Source organism: Micromonospora sp. WMMA2032, from assembly GCF_002688545.1.
Classification (GTDB): Bacteria; Actinomycetota; Actinomycetes; order Mycobacteriales; family Micromonosporaceae; genus Micromonospora; species Micromonospora sediminicola.
This window is the reverse complement of sequence record NZ_CP024052.1, coordinates 452,524-476,168: the sequence shown is the minus strand read 5'-3', so window position 1 is coordinate 476,168 and position 23,645 is coordinate 452,524. Positions and strand designations below refer to the sequence as shown.

At 74.0% G+C, this 23,645-nt stretch carries 19 protein-coding genes and 1 pseudogene; 10 read left to right on the top strand and 10 right to left on the bottom strand.

Annotated elements, in window-relative coordinates:
* Positions 1 to 24: 24 nt before the first annotated feature.
* Together CO540_RS02090 and CO540_RS02085 are read right to left on the bottom strand one after the other, a co-directional pair.
* A complete protein-coding gene (locus CO540_RS02090; protein ID WP_099160675.1) occupies positions 25 to 1,368 on the bottom strand; it encodes an ABC transporter substrate-binding protein in 1,344 nt (447 codons plus the stop codon).
* A gap of 97 nt (positions 1,369 to 1,465) precedes the next feature.
* Positions 1,466 to 2,512 (bottom strand): LacI family DNA-binding transcriptional regulator, encoded by a 1,047-nt coding sequence (locus CO540_RS02085; RefSeq protein WP_091574085.1) that lies wholly within the window; start codon positions 2,510 to 2,512, stop codon positions 1,466 to 1,468.
* A gap of 242 nt (positions 2,513 to 2,754) precedes the next feature.
* Between CO540_RS02085 and CO540_RS02080 the strand changes: the two genes are divergently transcribed.
* The 8 genes and pseudogenes from CO540_RS02080 (at position 2,755) to CO540_RS02045 (ending at position 12,262) form a co-directional block, all read left to right on the top strand.
* The gene (locus CO540_RS02080; protein ID WP_099164549.1) at positions 2,755 to 4,083 is read left to right on the top strand and encodes a Gfo/Idh/MocA family protein; all 1,329 of its coding nucleotides are present in this window, start codon (positions 2,755 to 2,757) and stop codon (positions 4,081 to 4,083) included.
* Between the two features lie 17 nt (positions 4,084 to 4,100).
* A pseudogene (gene uxaC, locus CO540_RS02075) lies at positions 4,101 to 5,533 on the top strand (glucuronate isomerase).
* Positions 5,530 to 6,831: an enolase C-terminal domain-like protein gene (locus tag CO540_RS02070; RefSeq protein ID WP_099160674.1), complete on the top strand. Its 1,302-nt coding sequence runs from the start codon at positions 5,530 to 5,532 to the stop codon at positions 6,829 to 6,831. The pseudogene uxaC and the gene CO540_RS02070 overlap by 4 nt, the downstream one beginning before the upstream one ends.
* The gene (locus tag CO540_RS02065; protein ID WP_099160673.1) at positions 6,822 to 8,306 is read left to right on the top strand and encodes a mannitol dehydrogenase family protein; all 1,485 of its coding nucleotides are present in this window, start codon (positions 6,822 to 6,824) and stop codon (positions 8,304 to 8,306) included. Before CO540_RS02070 ends, CO540_RS02065 begins: the two co-directional genes overlap by 10 nt.
* Positions 8,303 to 9,463 (top strand): Gfo/Idh/MocA family protein, encoded by a 1,161-nt coding sequence (locus CO540_RS02060; RefSeq protein WP_099160672.1) that lies wholly within the window; start codon positions 8,303 to 8,305, stop codon positions 9,461 to 9,463. Before CO540_RS02065 ends, CO540_RS02060 begins: the two co-directional genes overlap by 4 nt.
* 26 nt (positions 9,464 to 9,489) lie before the next feature.
* Positions 9,490 to 10,833: a polysaccharide lyase family 1 protein gene (locus CO540_RS02055; protein ID WP_099160671.1), complete on the top strand. Its 1,344-nt coding sequence runs from the start codon at positions 9,490 to 9,492 to the stop codon at positions 10,831 to 10,833.
* A 235-nt stretch (positions 10,834 to 11,068) separates the two neighbouring features.
* Positions 11,069 to 11,485, top strand: a complete 417-nt coding sequence (locus CO540_RS02050) for an ATP-binding protein (RefSeq protein WP_099160670.1) — start codon at positions 11,069 to 11,071, stop codon at positions 11,483 to 11,485.
* A 60-nt stretch (positions 11,486 to 11,545) separates the two neighbouring features.
* Positions 11,546 to 12,262 (top strand): HD domain-containing protein, encoded by a 717-nt coding sequence (locus CO540_RS02045; protein ID WP_099160669.1) that lies wholly within the window; start codon positions 11,546 to 11,548, stop codon positions 12,260 to 12,262.
* 377 nt (positions 12,263 to 12,639) lie between these two features.
* Here the strand turns inward: CO540_RS02045 and CO540_RS02040 are convergent, their stop codons facing one another.
* From CO540_RS02040 to CO540_RS02015, 6 genes are all read right to left on the bottom strand, one after another.
* Entirely contained in the window at positions 12,640 to 13,071 is a 432-nt protein-coding gene (locus tag CO540_RS02040) for a barstar family protein (RefSeq protein WP_099160668.1), read from the bottom strand.
* A gap of 54 nt (positions 13,072 to 13,125) precedes the next feature.
* A complete protein-coding gene (locus CO540_RS02035; RefSeq protein ID WP_099160667.1) occupies positions 13,126 to 13,566 on the bottom strand; it encodes a ribonuclease domain-containing protein in 441 nt (146 codons plus the stop codon).
* 174 nt (positions 13,567 to 13,740) lie between these two features.
* Positions 13,741 to 16,650, bottom strand: a complete 2,910-nt coding sequence (locus CO540_RS02030; protein ID WP_253866366.1) for a M36 family metallopeptidase — start codon at positions 16,648 to 16,650, stop codon at positions 13,741 to 13,743.
* A 121-nt stretch (positions 16,651 to 16,771) separates the two neighbouring features.
* Positions 16,772 to 17,386, bottom strand: coding sequence for a hypothetical protein (locus tag CO540_RS02025; RefSeq protein ID WP_253866364.1), 615 nt, complete (start codon positions 17,384 to 17,386; stop codon positions 16,772 to 16,774).
* A 98-nt stretch (positions 17,387 to 17,484) separates the two neighbouring features.
* The gene (locus tag CO540_RS02020) at positions 17,485 to 18,417 is read right to left on the bottom strand and encodes an HNH endonuclease (RefSeq protein ID WP_099160665.1); all 933 of its coding nucleotides are present in this window, start codon (positions 18,415 to 18,417) and stop codon (positions 17,485 to 17,487) included.
* 68 nt (positions 18,418 to 18,485) lie between these two features.
* A complete protein-coding gene (locus tag CO540_RS02015) occupies positions 18,486 to 19,328 on the bottom strand; it encodes an alpha/beta fold hydrolase (protein ID WP_099160664.1) in 843 nt (280 codons plus the stop codon).
* A 261-nt stretch (positions 19,329 to 19,589) separates the two neighbouring features.
* Here CO540_RS02015 and CO540_RS02010 point away from each other — a divergent pair, with 261 nt between their 5' ends.
* The gene (locus CO540_RS02010; RefSeq protein WP_099160663.1) at positions 19,590 to 20,441 is read left to right on the top strand and encodes a hypothetical protein; all 852 of its coding nucleotides are present in this window, start codon (positions 19,590 to 19,592) and stop codon (positions 20,439 to 20,441) included.
* A 168-nt stretch (positions 20,442 to 20,609) separates the two neighbouring features.
* Here the strand turns inward: CO540_RS02010 and CO540_RS02005 are convergent, their stop codons facing one another.
* Both CO540_RS02005 and CO540_RS02000 read right to left on the bottom strand, forming a co-directional pair.
* The gene (locus tag CO540_RS02005) at positions 20,610 to 21,296 is read right to left on the bottom strand and encodes a glyoxalase/bleomycin resistance/extradiol dioxygenase family protein (protein ID WP_099160662.1); all 687 of its coding nucleotides are present in this window, start codon (positions 21,294 to 21,296) and stop codon (positions 20,610 to 20,612) included.
* Between the two features lie 53 nt (positions 21,297 to 21,349).
* Positions 21,350 to 23,101 carry an ABC transporter ATP-binding protein gene (locus tag CO540_RS02000; RefSeq protein WP_253866362.1) on the bottom strand — a complete coding sequence of 584 codons (1,752 nt, stop codon included), beginning with the start codon at positions 23,099 to 23,101 and terminating at the stop codon, positions 21,350 to 21,352.
* Between the two features lie 120 nt (positions 23,102 to 23,221).
* Here CO540_RS02000 and CO540_RS01995 point away from each other — a divergent pair, with 120 nt between their 5' ends.
* Positions 23,222 to 23,641: a MarR family winged helix-turn-helix transcriptional regulator gene (locus CO540_RS01995; protein ID WP_099160660.1), complete on the top strand. Its 420-nt coding sequence runs from the start codon at positions 23,222 to 23,224 to the stop codon at positions 23,639 to 23,641.
* The last annotated feature ends 4 nt before the right edge of the window (positions 23,642 to 23,645 follow it).

Sequence of the window (23,645 nt, the reverse complement as noted above, 5' to 3'; positions counted from 1 at the left end):
GGTTCCTTTCTTCTCGGCGGGGTCTCAGGCGATCGCGGCTCTGCAGGCGGTGACGAACTGCTCCGCCGCCTGGGCCGGGGTGGCACGGCCGTACTGGGCGTTCTCCGCGGCCTTGGTCAGCTCGGCCTTGACCTTGCTGTGTCCCTTGATCGGGACCTGCGGGGACGGGCCGAACTTCTGCGCCAGCTCGGACTCGACCTGGATGGACTGCTTCATGGCCGGGTCGGTGGCGGTCTCACTGACCTTCGCCCGCAGGTCCATGTTGGACGGCAGGCCGCGGTCGGTGCCGAGCAGCGCGACCGCCTCCGGGTCGTTGTTCAGAAAGTTGATCACGTCGACCGCCACGTCGCGGTGCTTGCTGCCCTTGAACACCGACCAGTACATCGACGCCCGGGCCCACTGGGCGCTCGGGTCACCCGGGTACGCGACCACGCCCAGCTCGTCAGTGGTGTTCTTCTTCAGGTCCGGCATCTGGTTGGCCCAGACCCAGGAGGTGGCCGCCTTGCCGGTGACCACGAGCTGCTTGGTGATGTCGGTGGCGTTGCCCTGGTGGATGACGTCGGCGGTCGGGGTGGCGCCCCGGTCGCGGGCGCCCTTCCACAGCTCGAACCACTTCGTCACGTCCTCGACCGTGAAGCCGAGTTCCTTGCCCTCGTAGAGGTCCTTGCCCTGCTGGCGCAGCCACACCCAGAGCGCCTTGTAGTCGGCGCTCGGGTCCTGCGTGCCGGGGACCTTCGTCTTCTTCGTCACCTGCTCGGCCCAGGCGATGTGCTCCTCCCAGCTCATCCCGGTGGTCGGCTCGGGCAGTCCGTTCTTCTGCAGCAGCGTCTTGTTGTAGACCAGGCCCTGGGTGTTCTCCCCCGCGGCCACCCCGGCGAGCTTGCCGTCGACCACGCCGTACTCCAGCAGGCTCTTCGGGAACTTCGACACGTCGAGCTTGCCGGAGTCGCGGTAGCTGCCCAGGTCGAGCGTGGTGCTGCGGCCGGCGTACTCGGCCAGGTAGTTGTCGTCGATCTGGAACAGGTCGGGCGGGTTGCCGCCGGCGGTCAGCGTGGCGAGCTTGTCGAAGTAGCCCTGGTTGGCCTGCCAGGTCTTCTCGAACGTCACGTCCGGGTGCTTCCTGGTGTAGAGGGCCAGGGCGTCCTCGGTGAGCTTGGCCCGGGCCTCGCCGCCCCACCAGAAGACGGAGAGTTTGACCGGGCCGCCGTCGCCGCCGCCGTCGTCGCCGCCGCAGGCCGCCGCGCCCAGGGCGAGCGGCGCGGCCAGCGCGACGGCGGCGAGGCCGCGGACGAATCGGCGTCGGGACAGGGGGGTACGGTGATTCCGCCCGGCGGGTGCGCCGGCGGTGGGGGACGTTGCGGGGTGCATCTGCGCTCACTCCTCGGATGTGGGAGGCGACGACGTCACCGGCGGCCGTCCACGGGCCGCCCGGGTCCGCAGTGCTGTGCGGGCCCGGGCCACCTGCTCAGGCCCCGGTGCCGTCCCGACCGGGCGCGGGGACGGGCCCGGTCGAGTCACGGACGACCAGTGCGGTCTGGAGCATTACCTGTGCGGTGGTGCGACGGTCGCCGGATGCCGCGCCCCGACCCCGGGCGCCGCGGGGCGCGTCGGAGTCGAGTTGCAGGAGCATGTCGACGGCCGTCCGGCCGGCGGCCGCGGTCGGCGTGGCCACCGTCGTCAACTTGGGGCGGGTGAGCCGGCTCAGCGCGATGTCGTCGACGCCGACCACGCTGACGTCCTGCGGCACCCGCAGCCCCAACGCGTCCAGCCCTTCGATCAGGCCGATCGCCATCAGGTCGTTGTAGGCGAGCACGGCGGTGACGCCGCTGCGGCGCACCTGCTCGGCGACCGCGCCGCCGCCGGTCTCGGTGGGCTGGTTGGGCCCGAGGAGGGTCAACTCCGCTCCCCCGCCGCGGGCGGCGGCGGACGCGGCGCGGCGCATCTCCCGGGCGGTCCACGAACCGCGCGGGCCACCGAGCAACGCGATCCGCCGGTGGCCGAGGCCGAGCAGGTGCTCGATCGCGGCCCGCGCGCCCTGCCCGACGTCCATCATCACGCAGGGCAGACCGGCGACCTGGCGGTTTATCACCACCACCGGCACCTCGCGGCTGACCTGTTCGATCAGGCTGTTGCTCATCCGGGGGCTGCAGAGCAGGACGCCGTCGACCTGCTTGGCGAGCGCGTGGACCAGGTCCTCCTCGGCGGCCGGGTCCTCGTTGGTGTCGGCCACGAAGACGTGGTAGTCGCGGTGCCGGGCCTGCCCCTCCGCCGCCTTGATCAGCGGCGGGAAGAACGGGTTGGCGATGTCGGCCACGATCAGGCCGATGTTGTGGGTGCGGCCGGTGATCAGGGCCCGGGCGGCCCGGTTGGGCCGGTAGCCGAGGTCCTCGGCGCAGGCCAGCACGCGGACCCGGGTCTCCGGGTTGACCAGATGCGGGGCGGAGAACGTGCGGGAGACGGTGGAGATGTGCACACCGGAGGCCCGGGCGACGTCCCGGATGGTGGCTGGCACGGTGGGCTCCCTCGTCCGATGTGGTGGGGGTCACGGGGTGTCGCCCATTAATGCAAACGGTTGCTCCCGTGTCAACGGTCCATTGTTGCGACTCGATTTCGGCACGACGCCGGCCGAGTGAACGAATGGGCATCAATGCGGATGGATGGGGCGGCTTCGTCGGGAAGCGTTGACGATGCATCCATCGCCATGGTTTCTTCGGCTGCAAACCTTTGCAGTCGATCGCCGGGGAGGCCGACGTCATGTCACCACCGGCCCGGGAACGGGTCCGTCACGCCCTGGTCGGCGCCGGGGCGCGCGCCGAGATGTTCGTCCGCGCGCTCGCGCTCGACCACGCCGACACCGCCGAGCTGGTCGCGCTCGCCGACGTCAACCGGACCCGGATGGACGCGCACAACCGCTGGCTGGCCGAGCTGGGCCACCCGCCGGTGCCCACGTACGACGCCGCCGACGTCGCCGCCATGCTGGCCAGGGAGCGGGTCGACGTGGTGCTGGTGACGAGCGTCGACGTCACCCACGACGAGTACGTGACGACGGCCCTGCGCGCCGGCTGTGACGTGGTCGTGGAGAAGCCGATGACCGTCGACGCAGAGCGGTGCCGGCGCATCCTGGACGCGGTCGCCGAGACCGGCCGGCACGTCACCGTTGCCTTCAACTACCGCTACAACCCCCTGCACGAGCAGGTCCGGCGGGTGCTCGCCGACGGCGCGGTCGGCGAGATCGGGTCGGTGCACTTCGAGTGGCTGCTCGACGTGCGCCACGGCGCCGACTACTTCCGCCGCTGGCACCGCGACAAGGCCACCTCCGGCGGCCTGCTGGTGCACAAGTCCGGCCACCACTTCGACCTGGTCAACTGGTGGCTGGACGCGCGTCCCGTCGAGGTGCACGCGTACGGCCGGCTGTTCTTCTACGGCGCGGACGGCCGCCGGCACGGCTACGCCCGCGACTACGACCGGGCGCACGGCTCCCCCGCCGCCGAGGGCGACCCGTTCGCGCTGCGGCTGGCCGAGCACCCGAGACTGCGCGAGTTGTACCTGGACGCCGAGGCCGAGGACGGCTACCACCGCGACCGCAACGTCTTCGCCCCCGGCGTGACCATCGAGGACGACCTGGCGGTGCTGGCCCGCTACGACACCGGCGCGACCATGACCTACCACCTCACCGCGTACGCCCCCTGGGAGGGCTACCGGGTGATGGTCAACGGCAGCCGGGGCCGCCTCGAACTGGAGGTGACCGAGAGCGACCACGTCAGCCCCGGCGGGGCGTCGGCGCTCAAGGGCGCCGCGCTGCACGGCGACGAGGCCGCCGTGGAACGCGGCGCCGCCCGGCTCACGCTGCGGCCGTTCTGGGCGCCCCCGGTGGAGATACCGGTGGACGGCTGGACCCGACGCGGGCACGGCGGCGCGGACGCCCGGATGACCCGGGTGCTGCTCGGCGGCGAAACCGACCCGCTCGGCCGGGCCGCCACCGCCCGGGACGGGGCGCTCGCCCTGCTCACCGGCCTGGCCGCGAACCGCTCGCTGGAGACCGGCGCGCCCGTCCGGGTCGCCGACCTGCTCACCCTCCCCTGACCGAGGAGCCCGACCCCGTGCCGATCATCTCCCCCAGCGACCTGCTCCTGCCCGCCGAACCGGGCCGACGCGCGCTGGCCCGCGAGCTGTACGCGCTCGCCGCCGAGCAGCCGATCATCTCCCCGCACGGGCACGTCGACCCGGCGCTGCTGGCCGAGGACCACCCGTTCCCCGACCCGGCCCGGCTGCTCGTCGTGCCCGACCACTACCTGACCCGGATGCTGCTCAGCCAGGGCGTGCCCCCGGCCGACCTGGGCGTGCCCAGCGTCGACGGCAGCCCGGTGGAGACCGACGGGCGGACCATCTGGCGGCGCTTCGCCGCGCACTGGCACCTGTTCCGGGGCACCCCGTCGCGGCTGTGGCTGGAGCAGACGTTCCGGGACGTGTTCGGCGTGACCACCCCGCTGGGCCCGGCCACCGCCGACGCGGTCTACGACGAACTGGCGACCCGGCTGACCGAGCCGGAGTTCCGGCCCCGGGCGCTGTTCGAGCGCTTCGGCATCGAGGTGCTGGCCACCACCGAGTCGCCCCTGGACGACCTGGGCCGCCACGCCAAGCTCGCCGCCGACGGGTGGGGCGGGCCGGGCGGGCGGGTGGTCACCACGTTCCGCCCGGACGACGTGGTGGACATGGAGTTCGACAACTGGTCGGCCAACGTGGACCGGCTCGCCGAGGTCTCCGGGGAGGACACCGGCACGTACGCCGGCTACCTGGCGGCGCTGCGGGCCCGGCGGGAGGCGTTCGCCGCCGCCGGTGCCACCTCGTCCGACCACGGCCACCCGACCGCCCGTACCCTCGATCTGGGCCCGGCGGAGGCGGCAGCGCTCTACGACCGGGGTCGGCGCGGGCTGGCCGACGCCGCCGACGCGGAGGCGTTCCGGGCCCACATGCTGCTGGAGTTCGCCCGGATGTCGCTCGACGACGGCCTGGTGATGCAGCTGCACCCGGGCGCGGTGCGCAACCACAACCGCTGGCTGCACGCCCGGCACGGCCGCGACGTGGGCGGCGACGTGCCGCAGGCCACCGACTACGTGCACGGCCTCGCCCCGCTGCTGGACGCGCACGGCAACGACCCCCGGCTCACGGTGGTGCTCTACACGCTCGACGAGGACACGTTCACCCGGGAACTCGCCCCCTCGCCGGCGGGTACGCGGCGCTGCGCCTCGGCGCGCCCTGGTGGTTCCTCGACTCGCCGGAGGTGCTGCGCCGGTTCCGCGAGGCGGTCACCGAGACCGCCGGCTTCTACAACACCGCCGGGTTCGTCGACGACACCCGCGCGTTCTGCTCCATCCCGGTACGCCACGACGTGGCCCGCCGGGTCGACGCCGGTTTCCTCGCCCGTCTCGTCGCCGAGCACCGGCTGGACGCCGACGAGGCCGCCGAGACCATCGTCGACCTAGCCTACCGGCTGCCGAAGCAGGTCTTCAAGTTCGGAGGTGGGCGTTCATGACCACGATCGTCGACGTCGAGGTGCACGACGTGCGCTTCCCCACCGCCGCCGGCGGTGACGGCTCGGACGCGATCAACCGGGGCGACTACTCGGCCACGTACGTGGAGCTGACCACCGACGGCGGGCCGACCGGCGCCGGGTTCACGTTCACCAACGGCCGGGGCAACGAGATCACCTGCGCGGCGGTGCGGGCCCTGGCGCACCACGTGCGCGGGCGCACCGTGGCCGAGATCGCCGCCGAGCCGGTCGCGTTCTGGCGCTCGCTCACCGCCGACGTGCAGCTGCGCTGGCTCGGCCCGGAGAAGGGCGTGATCCACATGGCCACCGGCGCGCTGGTCAACGCGGTCTGGGACCTGCGCGCCAAGCTGGCCGGCAAGCCGATGTGGCGGTTCCTCGCCGAGGCGCCCACCGACGAGCTGGTGGCCACCGTCGACTTCCACCACATCACCGACGCGCTCACCCCGGACGAGGCGGCGGCCATCCTCGACAAGGGACGCGACGGCATGGCCGACCGGCTGGCCGGGCTGGAGGCCGACGGGTTCCCCTCGTACACCACGTCGGTGGGCTGGCTCGGCTACCCCGACGAGCGGGTACGCGCGTTGACCCGCGAGGCGTACGCGGCGGGCTGGCGCGCGGTGAAGATGAAGGTCGGCGGGCGGCTCGAGGACGACCTGCGGCGGGCCCGGCTGATCCGGTCCGAGATCGGCCCGGACGCGTTGCTGATGATGGACGCCAACCAGGTCTGGGACGTGGACGAGGCGATCGCCGCGATGGGCGTGCTCGCCGAGGTCGATCCGTACTGGATCGAGGAGCCCACGCACGCCGACGACGTGCTCGGGCACGCCCGGATCGCCCGCGCGGTCACCGAGCTGACCGGCGGACGCTGCCGGGTCGCCACCGGCGAGGTCGCCGCCAACAAGGTGATCTTCAAGCAGCTGCTCCAGGCCGAGGCGATCGGCGTGATGCAGGTCGACGCGTGCCGCGTCGGCGGCGTGGACGAGGTGCTCGCCGAGCTGCTGCTGGCGGCGAAGTTCGGGGTGCCGGTCTGCCCGCACGCCGGCGGGGTCGGCCTCTGCGAGTACGTGCAGCACCTCGCGGTCTTCGACCACCTGCGGGTCGGCACCGGGCTGGACGGCCGGATGGTCGAGTACGTCGACCACCTGCACGAGCACTTCGTCGACCCGGTGCGCACCCGGGGCGGGCGCTACCTGCTGCCCACCGCACCCGGCTACAGCGCCACCATGCGGCCGGAGTCGATCGCGCGGTTCCGCTTCCCGGACGGCCCGGCATGGCGCTGACCGCCGACCGGCTCGGCCTGGCCACGCTGCGCCACCTGCCACCGGAGTCCCGGCCGCTGCTGCGCCCCGGCACCGTGCCGGCCGGCATCGTCCACCTCGGGCTCGGCGCGTTCCACCGCGCCCACCAGGCGGTGCACACCGAGGCGGCGGTCGGGGCGGCCGGCGGCGACTGGGGCATCATCGGGGTCGCGCCGCGCAGCACCGACGTGGTCGAGGCGCTGGCCGCGCAGGACGCGCTGTTCAGCGTCACCACGCTCGCCGCCGAAGGCCCGACGACCCGGGTGGTCGGCGCGCTGGCCGGCGTCCGGCACGCCGCCTCCGACCCGGACGCGGTGGTCCGGCTGCTCGCCGACCCGACGATCCGGGTGGTCACGCTGACCGTGACCGAGAAGGCGTACCGGCTCGACCCGGTGACCGCGGCGCTGACCGTCGACCCGGAGCTGACCGCCGACCTCACCACGGACCGGCCACCCCGTACGGTGCCCGGCCTGCTGGTGCGCGGACTGCTCGCCCGGGCCGCCGCCGACGCCGGGCCGGTCGCGCTGGTCAGCTGCGACAACCTGCCCGCGAACGGCCGCCGGCTGCGCGGGCTGGTGAAGCAGTGCCTGGTGCTGGCCCGGGTGTCCGACGCGACCGCCGACCGGGTGCTGGCGGCGGTGACCTGCCCCGGCACGATGGTCGACCGGATCGTGCCGGCCAGCACCGAGGCGACCCGGGACACCGCGCGGCGGGCGCTCGGCGTGACCGACCTGGCGGCGGTGGCGGCCGAGCCGTGGTCGCAGTGGGTGATCGAGGACGACTTCCCGGGCGGCCGACCGGCCTGGGAGCGGTCCGGGGCGGTGCTCACCGACGACGCCGGCCCGTGGGAGCGGCTGAAGCTGCGGGCGCTCAACGGTGTGCACTCCGCCACCGCCTACCTGGGCGCTCTGGCCGGCGCGGAGACGGTGGCCGAGGCGCTGGCGCTGCCGCACCTGGACGGGGTGCTGCGCCGACTGGTCGTCGAGGAGGTCGCCCCGAGCTTCGCACCCCCGCCCGGCGTCGACGTGACCGCCTACGGCGAACAGGTGCTCGCCCGCTTCGGCAACCCGGCGATCCGGCACCGCACCCTCCAGGTCGCCATGGACGGCTCGCAGAAGCTGCCGCAGCGGGTTCTGCACACCGTGGCCGACCTGCGGGCGGCCGGCCGGTCGGCGCGGTGGAGCGCGCTGGTGGTGGCCGCGTGGCTGCGGTTCCTGCTCGGGTACGCCGACGACGGCCGGCCGCTGCCGCTGGACGACCCGCTCGCCGGCCGGCTGCGCGCCGCGCTGGCCGCCGGCCGGCACACCCCGGCCGGGGTGGTGGACGCCGTCTTCGCGGTCCGCGAGGTGTTCCCGGCCGACCTGGCCGCCGACGACGAGGTGCGCGCCGACGTCACCGGCTGGCTGACCGCGCTGGAGCGGCACGGCGTCCGCGCCACGCTGGCGGGCGCCCGGTGACCGGCGGCGGGCCGCCCCGGGTGGCGCTGGTCGGCGCGAACGGGCACGGCCGGTGGCACCGCCGGACGATCGCGGAGCTGGAAGCGGCCGGGCGGCTGCGCCTGGTCGCGCTCGTCGACGTGCGCCCGCCGGCCGTCGAACCGGACGCGCCGGTCCCGCCGCGGGCGGCCGTCCTCACCAACCACCGGGCGATGCTCGCCACGACCCGGCCGGACGTGGTGGTGGTCTGCACGCCGCCGCACACCCACCTGCCGATCGCGCTGGACGCGCTCGACGCCGGCGCGGACCTGCTGCTGGAGAAGCCGCCGGTGCTCGACCTGGCCGAGCACCGCACGCTGCTGACCGCGTCCGCCGGGCGGGCCGTGCAGGTCAACTTCCAGGCCCTCGGCTCGGCGGCGCTGACCGAGCTGACCGACGCGCTGGCCGCCGGGCGGCTCGGCCCGGTCCACCGCATCGCCACCGTGGCGGCGTGGCAGCGCCCGGACGGCTACTACGCCCGCTCCCGCTGGGCCGGCCGGCGCTCCCTGGACGGCGCACCGGCGCTCGACGGCGCGCTGGCCAACCCGCTCGCGCACGCGCTCATGCAGTGCCTGGCCGTCGCCGAGGCGGTGACCGGCGCGCCGGCGCGCCCGGCGCGCGTCGAGGTGGAGCGCTACCGGGTCCGCCCGATCGAGGTCGACGACACCGCCGTGCTGCGACTGACCCCACACGCCGGGCCACCGGTGCTGGCCGCGCTCACCCTCGCCGCCGAGGCGTACCTCGCCGGCGACGTCCTGGTCGACGGCGAGCGGGGGCGGGCGGCGCTGGAGTACCCGAACGACCGGCTGCGGCTGCCCGGCGACCCCACCGCCCGCGCGGTGCCCGGCCGGCGAGGGCTGCTGGCGAACCTGCTCGACCACCGGGCGACGGGTGCGCCGCTGATCGCGCCGCTGGCGCGTACCGAGCCGTTCACCGCCGTGCTGGACGCGCTGCGGGACGCACCCGTTCCGACGCTGCTCGGCGGCGACCTGGTCCGGACGGTCGGCGACGGTCCCGAGCGGGTCCGGGTGATCCGGGGCGTCGAGGCGGTGCTGCGCACGGCCGCGGAGACCGGCGCGCTGCCCTCCGAGACGGGAGTCCCGTGGGCGGTCCGGCCGTACGTGGTGGATCTGCCGTGAACACCGTCGAGAGAACGGAACCAGTGATGCGAACCCGAACCGCCGCCGCCGCGCTCCTCGCCGCGGCGCTCACGATCACCGTCCCCGCGCCGGCGCCGGCCGCGCCCGCCGGGCTGTCCCGCGCCGCCGAGCTGCTCGGTCGCCAGACGCTCCCGGCGAACGACGGCTGGGCCGCCGAGGGCACCGGCACCACCGGCGGCGCGGCCGCCACCCCGGACCGGGTACGCGTCGTGCGCACCCGCGCCGAGCTGATCGCCGCCCTCGGCGGCGACAACGCCACCAACGCCGCCGACGCCACCCCCAAGATCGTGTACGTGGCCGGCACCGTCGACGGCTTCGAGGGACCCGACGGCACGACGCTCGACTGCGCCGACCTGGCCGACCCGGAGTACTCGCTGCCGGCGTACCTGGCCGCGTACGACCCGGCGGTCTGGGGCCGGGTGGACCCGAGCGGCCCGCTGGAGGCGGCCCGGGTGCGGTCGGTGGCCGCCCAGACCCGGCAGACGCAGATCAACGTCGGCTCGAACACCACGATCATCGGGCTGCGCGGCGCCCGGCTGACCGGGCTGACCCTGATGATCGACCGGGTCTCCAACGTCATCGTGCGCAACCTGGAGCTGGCCGACGCCCGGGACTGCTTCCCCGCCTGGTCCCCCACCGACGGCGACGCCGGCAACTGGAACTCCCAGTACGACCAGATCTCCGTACGGCGCAGCGAGCACGTCTGGGTCGACCACAACACGTTCACCGACGGCGACAACCCGGACCGCGGCCAGCCCGTCCACTTCGGCCGGCCCTACCAGGTGCACGACGGCTCACTCGACGTCACGCACACCGCCAGCCTGGTCACCGCCTCCTGGAACCGGTTCGTCGGCCGGGACAAGCTGATGCTGATCGGTTCCTCGAACACGGTCGGCCCGGACGTCGGGCGGCTCAAGGTCACCGTGCGTCACAACCTCTTCGACGGCGACCTCCAACGGCTGCCCCGGGTGCGGTTCGGCCAGGTGGACGTGCACGAGAACCACTACCGGCTCGGCGGGCCGGACTTCGCGTACGCCCTCGGCGTCGGCGTGCAGTCCGCCATCCACGCGGAGAACAACTTCTTCACCCTCGCCGACGACGTCGACCCGGCCGACCTGCTGTACGACTGGGGCGGCACCGCGCTCAGCGAGCGGGGCAGCTGGGTGCGGCAGGGCGAGCGCCGGCCCCGACCGGTGGACCTGCGCGCCGCGTACAACGCCGAGCACGACCCCGACCTCGGCGGCGACGCCGGCTGGACACCCACCCTGCGGGCCGCCCCGCCGCTGCCGACGCCGCTGGTCCCGCTGGTCGTCGGCGCCTGGTCCGGCGCCGGTCGACTGCCGCTCTGAGCCGCCCGCTGATCCCCGCACCGACCGGGCCGGCGTCTCCCCCGGGGCGCCGGCCCGGCGCCGTTCCCGGAGGGGTCGGCTGACATGCGGGCCCGGATGCGCGATGATCACCTTTGCGGATCGTCCGCCGGAGGATTGATTCGGCGGCGATCGGGGACAACAGGGTGAGAATCGGGCGGTGAGAGCGCGAGTGGGTGCCCAGGCCCGGCGGCGGGCGCGGGACGGAGGGCCGGACGTGGCGGGTGGGACAACCGGCGGGACCAGCCGGCTCCTCACCATCGACCTGCCGGCCGACCCCGGACGGCTCGCACCCACGCGGGAACGGCTGCGTGCCTGGTTGCAGGCCCAGGGCGTCGGCGAGTGGGACGTCGAGACGGTCCTGATCGCCACCGGGGAAGCCTGCGCCAACGCCATCGAGCACGGCTACCGCTTCGCCCCCGAGGGGATCACCACGCTGCGGGTGGAACTGCACGACGACCGGTTGGAGATCGAGGTACGCGACCACGGCGGCTGGCGGCCGACCGACGGCGACGACGGCAGCGACCGGGGCCGGGGGCGGCTGATCATGTCCCGGGTGATGGACGAGGCGACCATCGTCGGCACGCCGGAGGGCACCTGCGTACGCCTGGTCAAGCACCTCACCGGTCGATGATCCCGCCTCGCGTCGGCCAGCCGACGGCACCGGCTAGCGAAGATCAGCTATAAGGGACGCATGGAGTTCCCCGCGTACCTCGCCACGATGCCGATGCACGCGATCACCGAGATCCACGGTGAGCCCGGTCTGCTGGCCCGCTTCCGGCTGGAGATCGAGGCGTTCGACGAGGCCGCCCGCGACCGGCTGACCGAGGCTCTCGACCTCGCCGCCGACCTGCACCGCGACGACCGGCGGGTCCGCGAGCCGTACCTCAACCACCTGCTCCGGGTGGCGATCCGGATGATGCACCACTACCAGGTGCGCGACGTCGACGTGATCGTCGCGGGGCTGCTGCACGACGCCGTGGAGGACCACCCGACCGAGCTGGCCGGTGCCGCGGCGGACGATCCGACGGCGGCGGCACTGGCCACGCTCGCCGCCCGTTTCGGCCCGCGGGTGGCGCGGCTCGTCGCGGCGGTGACCAACCCGGCGTACGACCCGGGTCGGGATCGGCACGCGCAGTACCGGGAGCACGTGGCGGCCAGTCTCGACCGCGAGCCCTGGGCGCGGGTGATCAAGGTGTCGGACTTCACCGACAACGGCGTGGGCGTGATCCACACGGTCGGGCCCAAGGTGGCGACCTCGGCCGCCAAGTACCGGCCGCTGGTGCCGGTCTTCCGCGATCTGATCGCCCGGCCGGACACGCCGCTTTCGGCGCCGGTCAAGCGGCACATCTTCGCCCAGCTCGACCTCGCCGAGGAGCGGTTCAGCGCCATCCTCGACCAGCCGAACTGACCCGGCACCGCCGCACGGCAACGCGCTGCTGGGGAGGACGGACACCGCACGAAGACGGCACTCCGGGCCGAGCACTCACTGTCCGTAGCCTCGCAGCTGGACACACTCATCGAGAACGATATACCGCTGAGTCATAATTATGACTCAGCGGTATATCGACTGAAAGTCGGCCCATTCTCCCGGAGGGCTCTGGGGTGCGGGGCGACGGTCACCCGCAGGCGCGACCATGCCGCCCTCTCAGTTCCACCGAGCAGCCCCTCGGGCCGGTTCGGCAGCGGGCTGTGGCCGCAGTAGAACCAGGCATCGCCTCCGGACGCCGAGCCGGACCGGACCCCGGCCGCGGACGGCGGCGCAGCGGACGGCGTCGGCCGAGGCGGTCAGGTCGCGTCGGAGGGCGGGGCGCCGACGTGGCCGCCCAGGGCGGCGGCGATCCGGGCACGCAGGGCGGGCAGCCGGTCCGGCTGCTCACGCAACACCACCCGCAGCGTCTCGTGGCCACCGGCGGCGACCGCGCCGAGGACGTCGAGCAACGTGCCGAGCTGGGCGGGTGGCTCGTCGGCGAGCAGGTTCGCCGCGCCCGTGACGACCAGGGTGAGCGGCCCGGTGTCGAGCCGGTCGGCCAACGCGTCGGCGAGGGCGTCCCAGTTGTGGCCGTACCAGGAGGGCAGCGCCAGGGCGTCGGCGAGCGTCTCGTGCAGGGCCGCCCGGGTCCGGGTGGCCGGGCCGGGGACCGGCACGCCGGCCGGCGCGGACGCCGCCTGGCCGTCCAGGGTGAGCCAGGCCGGCGGCTGCGGGGGCGCGACACCCATGGGTCAGTCCTTTCCGGAGCCGGCGCCGGCCGGGAGGGCCGGCGCCGACGGAGCTCAGAGCCGGTAGAAGTTGGCGTAGTGGTCGGGCGAGAACCAGGTCGCCCCGGTGCTCTTGTTGACCACGATCCGGTACGCGTCGCGGGAGGCGTTGCAGGCGCGCGGGTAGACGTCGTACTCGTAGTAGGTGGCGTTGGTGGGCAGCTGCCCCTCGTAGTTGTAGAACCGGCCGCCGGCGAAGTTGCACCGGCCGCCGCTCCACGAGTACCAGCCCCGGCTGGTCGGGAAGCTCTTCGCCGACCAGCCGGAGCGGGCGGTGCGGGCGTCGGCGCAGCGGGACAGCGTGCACGAGCTGTAGACGGCGGCCCGGGCCGGCTCGGCCAGCCGGGTGGAGACGGTGGACGGGGCGACGAGCGCGGCGGCGGCCACGGCGGTGACCAGGGCGGACGCGGCCAGGGCCCGGCGGACGCGGGTGGCGACGGCGCGGAACGGGGTCAAGGGATCCTCCTTGAGCGAGCCGACGGGACATCGACCGACGTCGTTTGACGGTCGGCGCTCAGTCTGCCGAGGATCCTGCCCGGCGTACAGTCCCGGTCCGGCGTCCACGCCCCGAATCGCTGGTGAACACACGATGGCGGGTGCGGACGGAGACCGTCCGCACCCGCCGCGTGGTCAGCGCGCGAACGCCTGGAACTCGGCGATCCGCACGTTCTGCGCCTGCGGGCTGGCCGTGGCGCAGTCGGTCGCCGCCCGGGGGTCGGCGTCCTGCTCACCGGCGTAGTCCGGCGCGCCGGTGCACTGGTTGGTCAGCACCTCGACCCGCAGGTGGGTGGCCTTGGTGCGCGGGATGTCGAACGACCGCAGGATCAGCTCCGGCGCCCGGGGGCGCGGCGCCACGGCCGGGAAGGCATCCGGCCGGCTGGTCCAGACCGGCCGGAAGTCGGCCGCGTCGGCGCAGGTCACCGACCCCTTCGCGGTACACGCCAGGACCCGGAACTGGCGCAGCGCCGAGTACCGGTTCTGGGTGCCGGCGTCCGGGTCACCGGCGACCGGCGGGCGCAGCATCGCGCTGACCTGCACCCGGCGTACCTGCTGGAGGCCGCCGGCCAGGTCCACGGTGACCTGTCGGCCGGCGACCGGCGCGCCGAGCGACGCCCAGTTGGTGGCCTCGTCGTCGTCGGCGATCTGCGGCAGGTTGATCCCGTCGCCGCCGACCGTCGCGCCGGCGGTGACCGAGGCCAGGTTGGGCCGCAGCGGCACCGCCAGAGTGCGGGTCTTGCCGGCCTTGACCGTCACCGGGCCGATCCGGGTGTGCCCGTACCCGGGCGCCCGGACCACGAACTCGTAGGTGCCGGGGACCAGGTCCACCCGGTCGGTCAGCGGGGTGGCCGCGTCGGTGTCCGCGACCGGCACCGCACGCGCCTGGTAGCGCCCGACGAACAGTTGCGCGCCGGCCACCGGCCCGCGCTCGCCGATCGGCAGGAACCGCAGCGACCCCTCGCGGGCGTACGGCGAGGTGAAGCCCGGCGTGGGGTCGGGGTCGGTGTGGCCGACGCTGGCCGCGGTCTCGCCGAGGCCGCGCGTGGCGAAGGCGTTCCAGAGCAGGTCCTGGTTGTCCCCGCCGAAGCGGATCCGGTCGGCGGCGAGCATCGCGTCCCGGGCGTCGACCATGCTGACCTGGCTGACCGCCATCAGCAGGAACGAGTCGAAGACGAGCTGGATCCAGCGCCGGTTGCCCGGGCAGGCGGTCACCTCGCGCGCCCCGGTCGCGCAGGCCTTCTGCACGGCCGGCGTGCCGCTGCCCCAGCGGCGCATCATGGCCGCCCGGATGTCGGTGTTGGTGGCGCTCCACAACTCGCCGGAGGCGTGCACCTGAAGGCCGACGAGGTCGTAGTCGACCGCGCCGTAGTTGAGCGGGCTGGCGCTCATGTTGTAGTTGCGGATGCCCGCGTTCGGGTCTCCGGTGGTGTACTCGCCGATGGTGAAACCGCGCCGGCCGGGTGCGGCGTACCCGTGCTCGTAGAGGTATTCCATGGCGAGCTGGTCCGACCAGCTCTCGCTCATGCCCTGCGGCGAGCTGACGCCGGCGCTCGGGCCGGCGATCATGCGGTTGGTGACCGCGTGGCCGTACTCGTGGGCGATCACCGACATGTCGAAGTCGCCGTCGACGCAGGGCGCGTAGAACGCCCCGGCGATGGGCTGCCACAGGTACATGTTGGTGGTCGGCGCGACCCCGTCCGGCGGCGTGATCTGGTTGGCGTTGTTACGCGCCGCGAACGTCGGCGGGCCGCCGCTGACACCGCCGGCCTGGGCGTTGCCCTGCTCGGCGTCGCCGCCGAGGCCACCCCGGCCGAGGTTGTCCTGCTGGAGGTTCCAGGTCTCCTCGGTGAAGCCCAGGTGGTAGGTCCAGTCGTGCATCCGGTTGTGCATGGCGAACAGGTTGGCCCGGGCCGCGTCGATGTCGTTGGCCTGCGGCGTGGTGAACACCTCCGGGTCGCAGCGCCGCTCCTGCCACTGGTTGGTCCACGGGTACGCGTAGACCCGGTCCGGCCGGGGCGTGGCGGTCTCGGTGCCGACGCTGAACGGGTCGTTGCTGAACCAGTTCTGCACCGCGATCGCGTTGTTGCCCTTGGTCGTCGTGGTGGACGCCCCGGTCGCCGGGTCCACGTCCCACGCCGGGTGCCCCGGCACGCCCACCACCTCGCGGCAGCCGGGGGCCGGCGTGGCGCACCAGCGCACCCGGGTGTCGACCGAGGACCGGTCGACGCGCGGCGAGTTCGGGAAGACGTCCCAGGACGGATGGTCCGCGTCGTGGTCGATCAGGTCCTCGCGGACCAGCACGGCGCCGTCGCGGGCGTCCACGTAGGTGGAGTAGGCGGCCGGGTCCGCGCCGGTGGTGTCCGCGCCGAGCACCACCTCCCACGCCGCGCGCGGCCCCCGGTCGGCGGTGGGCACCGCGACCAGCGAGGTACGCATCACCCGCGCGTCGGCACGGCCGGCGTCGGCGACGGCAGCCGCGCGGGCCTGCTCGGCGCTGATCGTGGCGGGGGCTGGCGTACCGGCGTCGCGGGCCAGCGAGGAGCTGACGTGCCACACCGACCCGTCGCGTACGCCGATCGCCAGCATGCCGTCGACGGCGGCCGGCAGGTCCCCGAAGCGCTGCCGGAACAGCACGGTCGCACCCTTCCCCATCGGCGCGACGGTCAACTGCTCCAGTCCGGCGGCGCCCTCGGCGGTCAGCCCGAGCACGTCCCGGTTCGCCGTCACGTAGGCGCGGGCGGCGGCCGCCGGGTCGGCCGGCAGGCCGGTGGCGAGCGGCTTGCCGGTCGAGGTGAGCGTGGCCGGCGTACCGAAGTCGGTCCAGCGGACCCGGGCGCCCAGCGCGGCGGCCCGGTCCCGCTGCCGCTCGGTGGCGGCGACCCGGCCCTTCCGGTTGTCCTTGGCCTTGGTGTCGTGCCGGTCCCCCGGCAGGTGGTCGGGTGAGGCCTGGGTGGCGGTCTCCTCCCGGGGTGCCGCCTGGCCGCCGGCTGCGGCGGTCAGGACCATGCCGGCTGCCATGAGCAGCGCGGTGGTCCCCGTCAACGCACGGGATGGTGTGCGCACGGTCCCTCCTGTCATCGTCGAACGGCGATGTCCGTTGCGCCATCCGATCAGGACGATCGACGCACCGACACCAGCCGAACATCCATTAATGACAGTCTGTCTATGGCTGCCCCGAGCCCGCCGCTCTCCGGTCCGCCGGGCGTCGCCGCGCGATCGTCACCGGCTCCGCCCCACTGGATCCCGGGAGCAGCTGCCTCACCTGCGCCACCGAGCCCCCGCGGACGCCGAGGCTCCGCCGGGCCGCGTGGTAGAACCGGTCGCGCCCCACGTCGGCCCGATGGATCATCCCGGGCACGTCGGACGGCGGGCGGGGCAGGCCACGCGCCGCCGACTCGATGTCGCGGACCGCGTGCCGCCACTCGGCGGCGGCCTCGACGGTGGCCTCGTCACCGAGCAGGAGCACCGCCTCCCAGGCCAGCGTGTGCCGCACGTCCGCCTCGGCCAGCCGGGCCAGCCCCTCGGCCCGGTCGAGCGCCGGCCGTCGCGCCTCCGGACGATGCTCACCGAGCATCTGGGTGGCGACGGCGTGGATCTCCTTGACCGCTTTCGTCAGCTCCACGTACGCGTCGAGACGCCGCTCGTCCCAGCGGACGGTCTGACTCCGCCGCCACCGGGTCCGTTCGTTGAGGCTCGTGACGAGCATCGTGCCCGCCGTACCGACCAGGACGCCGAGCAGCGCGGGCAGTTGCGTCGCCAGGTTCCCCCACACGCTCACCGGCCCCGTCCTCCCACACGGTCACGCTATCCCGAACCCGAGGGCTCGCCGCTCACCTGTGGACAACGCGCGACGGCTCCTTCTACGGCGGAGGCGGTTCAGGCCGCCTTGAAAACGGTGTCCAGGTGCCATTCGAGAAACTCGGCGCCGGGCCGGTCGACCCGCCGCTCCGGGAGTTCGATGACCGAGCCGGCCTTGGCGTAGAACTGGTCCCCGTTGCCGAACTCGCTGCGCAGCCGCGGGCTGACCAACAACCGATACTTCGGATCGACGCCCAGGTATCCCCGATCGAAGAGGATGTGCACGTCCGACTTGAGGAGCATGCCGTTGTCGATCCGGTGCTCGCCGCCCGCCGGCAGGGGACGGATGTGGGCCGCCTGGAGGACCGGCTGGACCTTGTTCCCGGTGATCGCGCAACGCCGGCCGTAGGCGCCCAGGACCACGGCCTTGAAGGACTGCTGACCCAGGCGTTGTGGCGTGAGCCGCGGATCGCCGTAGACCGGGCCGGGGCGGTGCCACGGCTCGCGCGGGTCGAACTCTACGACACCGCCCAACAGACGGTGCAGCAGCAGGCCGAAATAGTCGGCCGCTACCGGATCCGCCAGGTCGTACGTCTTTCCCTGCACCACGTTCGGCGCGAAGGCCGGCGGCGGATCGGCGAAGGAGTCGTCGGGAAAGAAGACGCTGTCCCGCACGAAGATGCAACCGATGGAGGGGTCCTCCGCCGGCGCGATCGGCTCACGCCGGTAGCCGCCGACCACCCGGCGCATCTCGTCGAGGCTCGCGACGCCGTTGGCTTCGCCGAAGAGTTCCCACGCCTCGGAGATCGTCAACCGCTCGAAGCCACTGAAGAAGCCACCACCGATGACCCGGTTGAGCGGATAGTGCGCCTTGAAGAAGAAGGGCTCTCCAGGCGTCAACGCACGGAACGCGCCGCCGGAGGGCCGCCAGAAGTTGACCTCGGTCAGGTCGGGCCGGGCCGCCAGAAACCGATGCCATTTCGCGTCGGTCACGCCGACGAAGGCCTTCACATCGGACAGCCTGCACCAGACCGGATCTTGCCGCTACCTCCGACCGGGTCGCAGATCCGACCGGCCCGTCAGGGCGTGGTCAGGAACCCGGTCACTGCGCGACGGAAGCCCTGCGGATCCTCGACCCACGGCAGGTGGCCGGCCCCGACCAGGGTCACCCGCTCGGCGTTCGGCAACGCCCGGTGCAGTGAGTCGACGCCCCAGCGGGGACGGATGTCCTCGGTGCCGTCGACAATCAGCACCGGCACCTCCAGCATTCGACACCGCGCGGTCACGTCGGATTCGCTCAGCTCCCGCTTCACCTCGGCACCGAGAGCCCGGTTGCACTCTGCGTTCACCCCCAGCCACGGCGTGGCCATGTCGTCGGCGTGACGCAGCGCGGTGTCGGGGACGGCGAAGTCGGCCGACCATTGCAGGACCGCCCGTTCGCGTTCCTCGGCCGGGGTGCCGGCACGGGTGCCGAGCGCCTCCCACCGGGACAGGTGCGCACCGAGCCGCCGTCGCAGGTTCCGTTCGTAGTGCGGGTGCCAGCCGCGGTCAGAGTCGATGCCGGTTCCCGAGACGTAGATCAGGTGACTGACCCGCTCGGGGTGGTCGAGCGCGTACCGCAGCGCCAGGTGGGCACCCCACGAGTGGCCCAGCAGGGCCGTTCGCGGCCCGGCCAGGTGCTCGCGTACCGCGTCGAGGTCGGCGACGAAACGGTCGACCGTGTAGGGCCCGCGCCGCTCGGAGCGTCCGCACCCACGCTGGTCCCACCGGATGACGCGGGCATGGTCGTCGACCAGCCGGGCGACCTGACCGAGGTAGTCCCAGACGCCTGGACCACCGTGGCACAGCACCAGCGGCGACCCGGTGCCGGCTTGGTCGACCCACAGGCGACAACCGTCATCGGTACGCACCTCCGCAGTCATCGCGACAGTATGGCGACTCGTGTGCCGGCCGGCGGGGCCTGCGACGCGACGGTCGACGTGGCAGGTCTGGCGGATGAGCGCCGAGGAGATTCCGCTCCGGTCGCAGCCCCAGCGCGGTCCACGCCCGCGCGGCGACCCGCCACCGTCGGCCCCTGTTGTTAGCGTTGAACGCGGACCGCCGTGCGCGCCGGTCCGCACACCCCTCACCTGCCCGACCCACGCCGTCAGCTGGACGGCTGCCGCCTGGTGAGAGGGGGTGCGATGACCGGAGAGCCGGAGGATCCCGGCTCGCGGCCGATACCCGGCGTACCCGTCGCCGGCTGGCGACGGCGCTGGGCCGACCGGACCCGCGCCCTGGGCGGCGCGGCCCGTTCGCGGACCCGCCGGTTCTGGGCCGGCGCGCAGCCCACGCTGCGGCAACTGTGGTGGACCGAGGAGCCGGCGACGCCGGTGACCACCGTCGACCGGCGCTTCCCGGAGCCGCTGGTGGTGCCGGCGCAGGGCCAGGTCTACGTGTTCCTGGTGCGCGCCACGTTCACCTGGTCGTCGGAGACCGCGCGCCCGGAGCTGTTCGGCTGGTACGTCGACTACTTCCAGCCGCAGGCGACGCAGCGGTTGCTCCGGCTGGCGGTGCGGTGCTCGGTGGAGGTACCGCCGCACCGCCCGCGCGAGCTGCACGCCGCGCTGGCGGCGGCGCTGGCCGAGGACGACCCGCCCCCGTGGACGTACGCGCGGGGCGAGGTGGCGTTCACCTGCGAGCCGGACGTGACGGTGCACCTGGACGAGCGGGTCCGCCGGCTGCTCCAGCCGTACTGGGAACAGCGCATCGCGCTGGAGTGCGAGCGGGACCTGGCCCGCCGGCGCACCGAGTACGCGCGGGAGCGCGATCGGCGCGACCCGGCTCGTCCGGGTTCGCCGGGCGGGAAGCCGGACGGGGCGCCGGGACGGTCGACGCAGGGACCCGGGCCGGCGCGGCGCGGGCCACCGCCGGACGCGTCGGTGGAGCAGTTCACGCCGCTGGAACCGCTGCTGCCCCCGCCCGCCCCGCGCCCGGCTCCGGGCCAACGACCACGCCCGCATCCGCCGGACCATCCGAGCCCACCCGCGCCGTGACGCGTCGGCCCGCACCGCCGATGACGGAGACCCCCGTCGCTCGTCGCCCGTCGGCGGCTCGGCGAGGTGGCGGCATCGCCGGGTGACTGATACCGCCACCCAGGCGAAGTGGCGAGGCGGGCGGCGATCGAAGCGGCGAGGCAGGGGGCGGGGCCGGCGGGCCGGGCGTCAGCTCTGGGTGGCCGGTTCGGGGCGGGTGCGGCGGGCGCGCAGGTAGGCGGCGAGCCCGTCGTCCTCCTCGGTGGCCAGGAACACGCCGCGCGCGTTGAGCAGCGTCTCGTCGGCGTGGGCCAGGCAGCCCCAGACCGTGTCGCCCCAGGAGTCGGCGAGCTTCACCTCGGCCGGCTCGTCGCACGTCTCGCCGCGCGGGTCGCCGATGTGGCAGCGGGCCGGTGCGCCGCCACGGCGGGCGGCCGCCTCGGCGGCCTCGCGGATCAGCGAGAACCGGGCCTCGGCGCCGCCGTGTGGGACGCGGGTCTGGGCGGGCAGCACCCGCTGCTGGCCGAAGAGGACGGTGTTGCCGTCCGGGTCGACGGTGCGGCATTCGCCACCGGGCGCGTGCTCGGGCCGGCCGGCCGCCTCGACCGGGTGCCCGGCCGCGACCAGGCGGTCGGTCGTGGCGGCGAGGTCGTCGACGTAGAGGTAGACGATCAGCGGCAGCTCGACCGTGACCAGGCGAGGGGTGACCTCGGCCAGCAGCAGGGTCAGGTCGCCGCAGCGCAGGTACGACCAGCGGGAGTCCCCGTCGCCCCCGGTGCGCTGTTCGGTGTAGCCGAACAGCGCGTAGAACCGCCGGGCGGCGTCGGCGTCGCCGACGTACAGCACCGGCACCTGGGCCTGGACTCCGTTGCGCACCGCGCCACTCCACCCATCAACGATGCCGAAATCACGTCTTGTGGATCAGGTGTTCAGCCGACCAGGGTGGCGTAGCGGCCGCGCTGGTCCAGGAGCGTGTCGTGGGTGCCGGACTCGACGATCCGGCCGTGGTCGAGCACCGCGATCCGGTCGGCGTCGCGGACCGTGGACAGCCGGTGCGCGATGGTCACCACGGTCCGGCCCCGGGTCAGCTCGTCGAGGGCCCGCTGCACCGCGCGCTCGGTCTCGGTGTCCAGCGCGCTGGTCGCCTCGTCGAGCACCAGGATCCGCGGGTCGCGCAGCAGCGTCCGGGCGATGGCCAGGCGCTGCTGCTCGCCGCCGGAGAACCGGTGGCCGCGCGAGCCGACCATGGTGTCGTAGCCGTCGGGCAGCGCGGCGATCAGGTCGTGGATGCGCGCGGCGCGCGCGGCGGCCTCGATGTCGGCGTCGGTGGCGTCGGGCCGGGCGTACCGGAGGTTGTCGCGGACGGTGCCGTGCAGCAGGTAGGTCTCCTGGCTGACCACGCCCACGACGGCGGCCAGGTCGGCCAGGCGCAGGTCGCGCAGGTCGGTCCCGTCGATGGTGATCCGGCCGGCGTCCGGGTCGTGCAGCCGGCTGACCAGCGCGGCGAGGGTGCTCTTGCCGGAGCCGGTCTCGCCGACCAGGGCCAGGCTGGTGCCGGCGGGCACGTCCAGGCTGACCCCGGCGAGGGCGGCGGTGTCGCTGCCCGGGTAGCTGAACGTCACGTCCTCGACGCGCAGGTGGCCGCGGACCGTGGCCGGGTCCAGCGGCACCGGGCGGGCCGGCTCGGCGACCTCGACGGGCAGGTCGAGGTATTCGAAGATGCGGGCGAACAGCGCGAGGGAGGCGGTGAGCGTGACGCCCACGTTGAGCAGGCCCATCAGCGGCCGGAACAGGTTGCCCTGCAGCGCGGTGAAGGCGACCAGGGTGCCGATGGTGAGCGTGCCGGCGGTGCCGGGCAGGCCGGCGCCCAGGTAGATCACGGCGGGGATGGCGGCGAAGACGACGGTCATGGCGGCCATCCGCCAGCGGCCGGCCAGCTCGGAGCGCAGTTCCAGGTCGACCAGGCGGGCCGAGGAGGCGGTGAACCGGTCGACCAGCGCCGTGCCGGTGCCGAGGGTCTTGGCCAGGCGTACGCCGCTGACCGACAGCCCCTCCTCGATGGTCACGGTGAGGTCGGCCAGCTCACGCTGGCGTTGGGCGGTGATCTCCCGGCGCAGCCGGGCGACCCGGCGGGTGAGCCACAGCGCGGGCGGCAGCACGACTGCCGAGACGAGGGTGAGCCGCCAGCTCAGCGCCAGCATGGCGATGGTGGTGGCGACGACGGTGGTGAGGTTGGCGGCGATCGAGGTGGCGGTGGAGGTGACCACGGCCTGCATGCCGCCGATGTCGTTGGTGATGCGCGACTGCACCTCGCCGGTGCGGGTGCGCACGAAGAAGCCGATCGACTGCCGCTGGAGGTGGGCGAAGACGTCGGTGCGCAGCCGGTGCATGACCTCCTGACCGACGCGGGTGGAGATCCAGGTCTGGGCGACGCCGAGCACGGCGGTGACCGCGGCGACCGCCACCATGCCGGCGACCAGCCAGGCCAGCAGCGTGAGGTCGCGGTCGGGCAGCGCCCGGTCGATGACGGTTCGCAGCAGGAACGGCGAGGCCATCGCGATGACCGAGGACGCCACGATGATCGCCACCACGGCGGCGAGCGGGCGGCGGTGGGCGGTGAAGAGGCCGCCGATGCGGCGCAGAGAGACGTCGCGGGCCTGGGCCTTCTCGGCGGCGGACACGGTTCGGCCGGCTCCGCGGCCTTCGGGGATGCGATCCAAGGGGTGCTCCTCTGGTCCGGCGATAGTGCTGAGGTTACCTCATCATGAGGGAACAACAGGAGTTGCTGTTACCGTATTCCCGTGACCGGCACCGACGAGGAGAGCCTGGCCGAGACGTTCTGGGCGGTGGCCCGGCGACTGCGCCACCAGACCAAGGGCGCGCTGGAGCCCTGGGAGATCAGCCCCGGGCAGGCGCGGGCGCTCGGTGTCCTGCTGCGGCACGGCGCGTTGCGGCCCGGGGCGCTCGCCGAGCACCTGCGCATCGCGCCCCGTTCCGCCACCGAGGTGATCGACGGACTCCAGGAGCGGGGGCTGGTCGAGCGACGCCCCGACCCGGGCGACCGGCGGGCCACGCTGGTCGCGCCGACCGCCGAGGGCGACCGGGTCGGCGCCGCGATCCGGGCGGCCCGGGCCACCGAGGCGGAGCGCTTCTTCGGCGCGCTCGACCCGGACGACCGGGCGGAGCTGGCCCGGATCCTGCGCCGGCTGCGCGAGGAGTAGACCG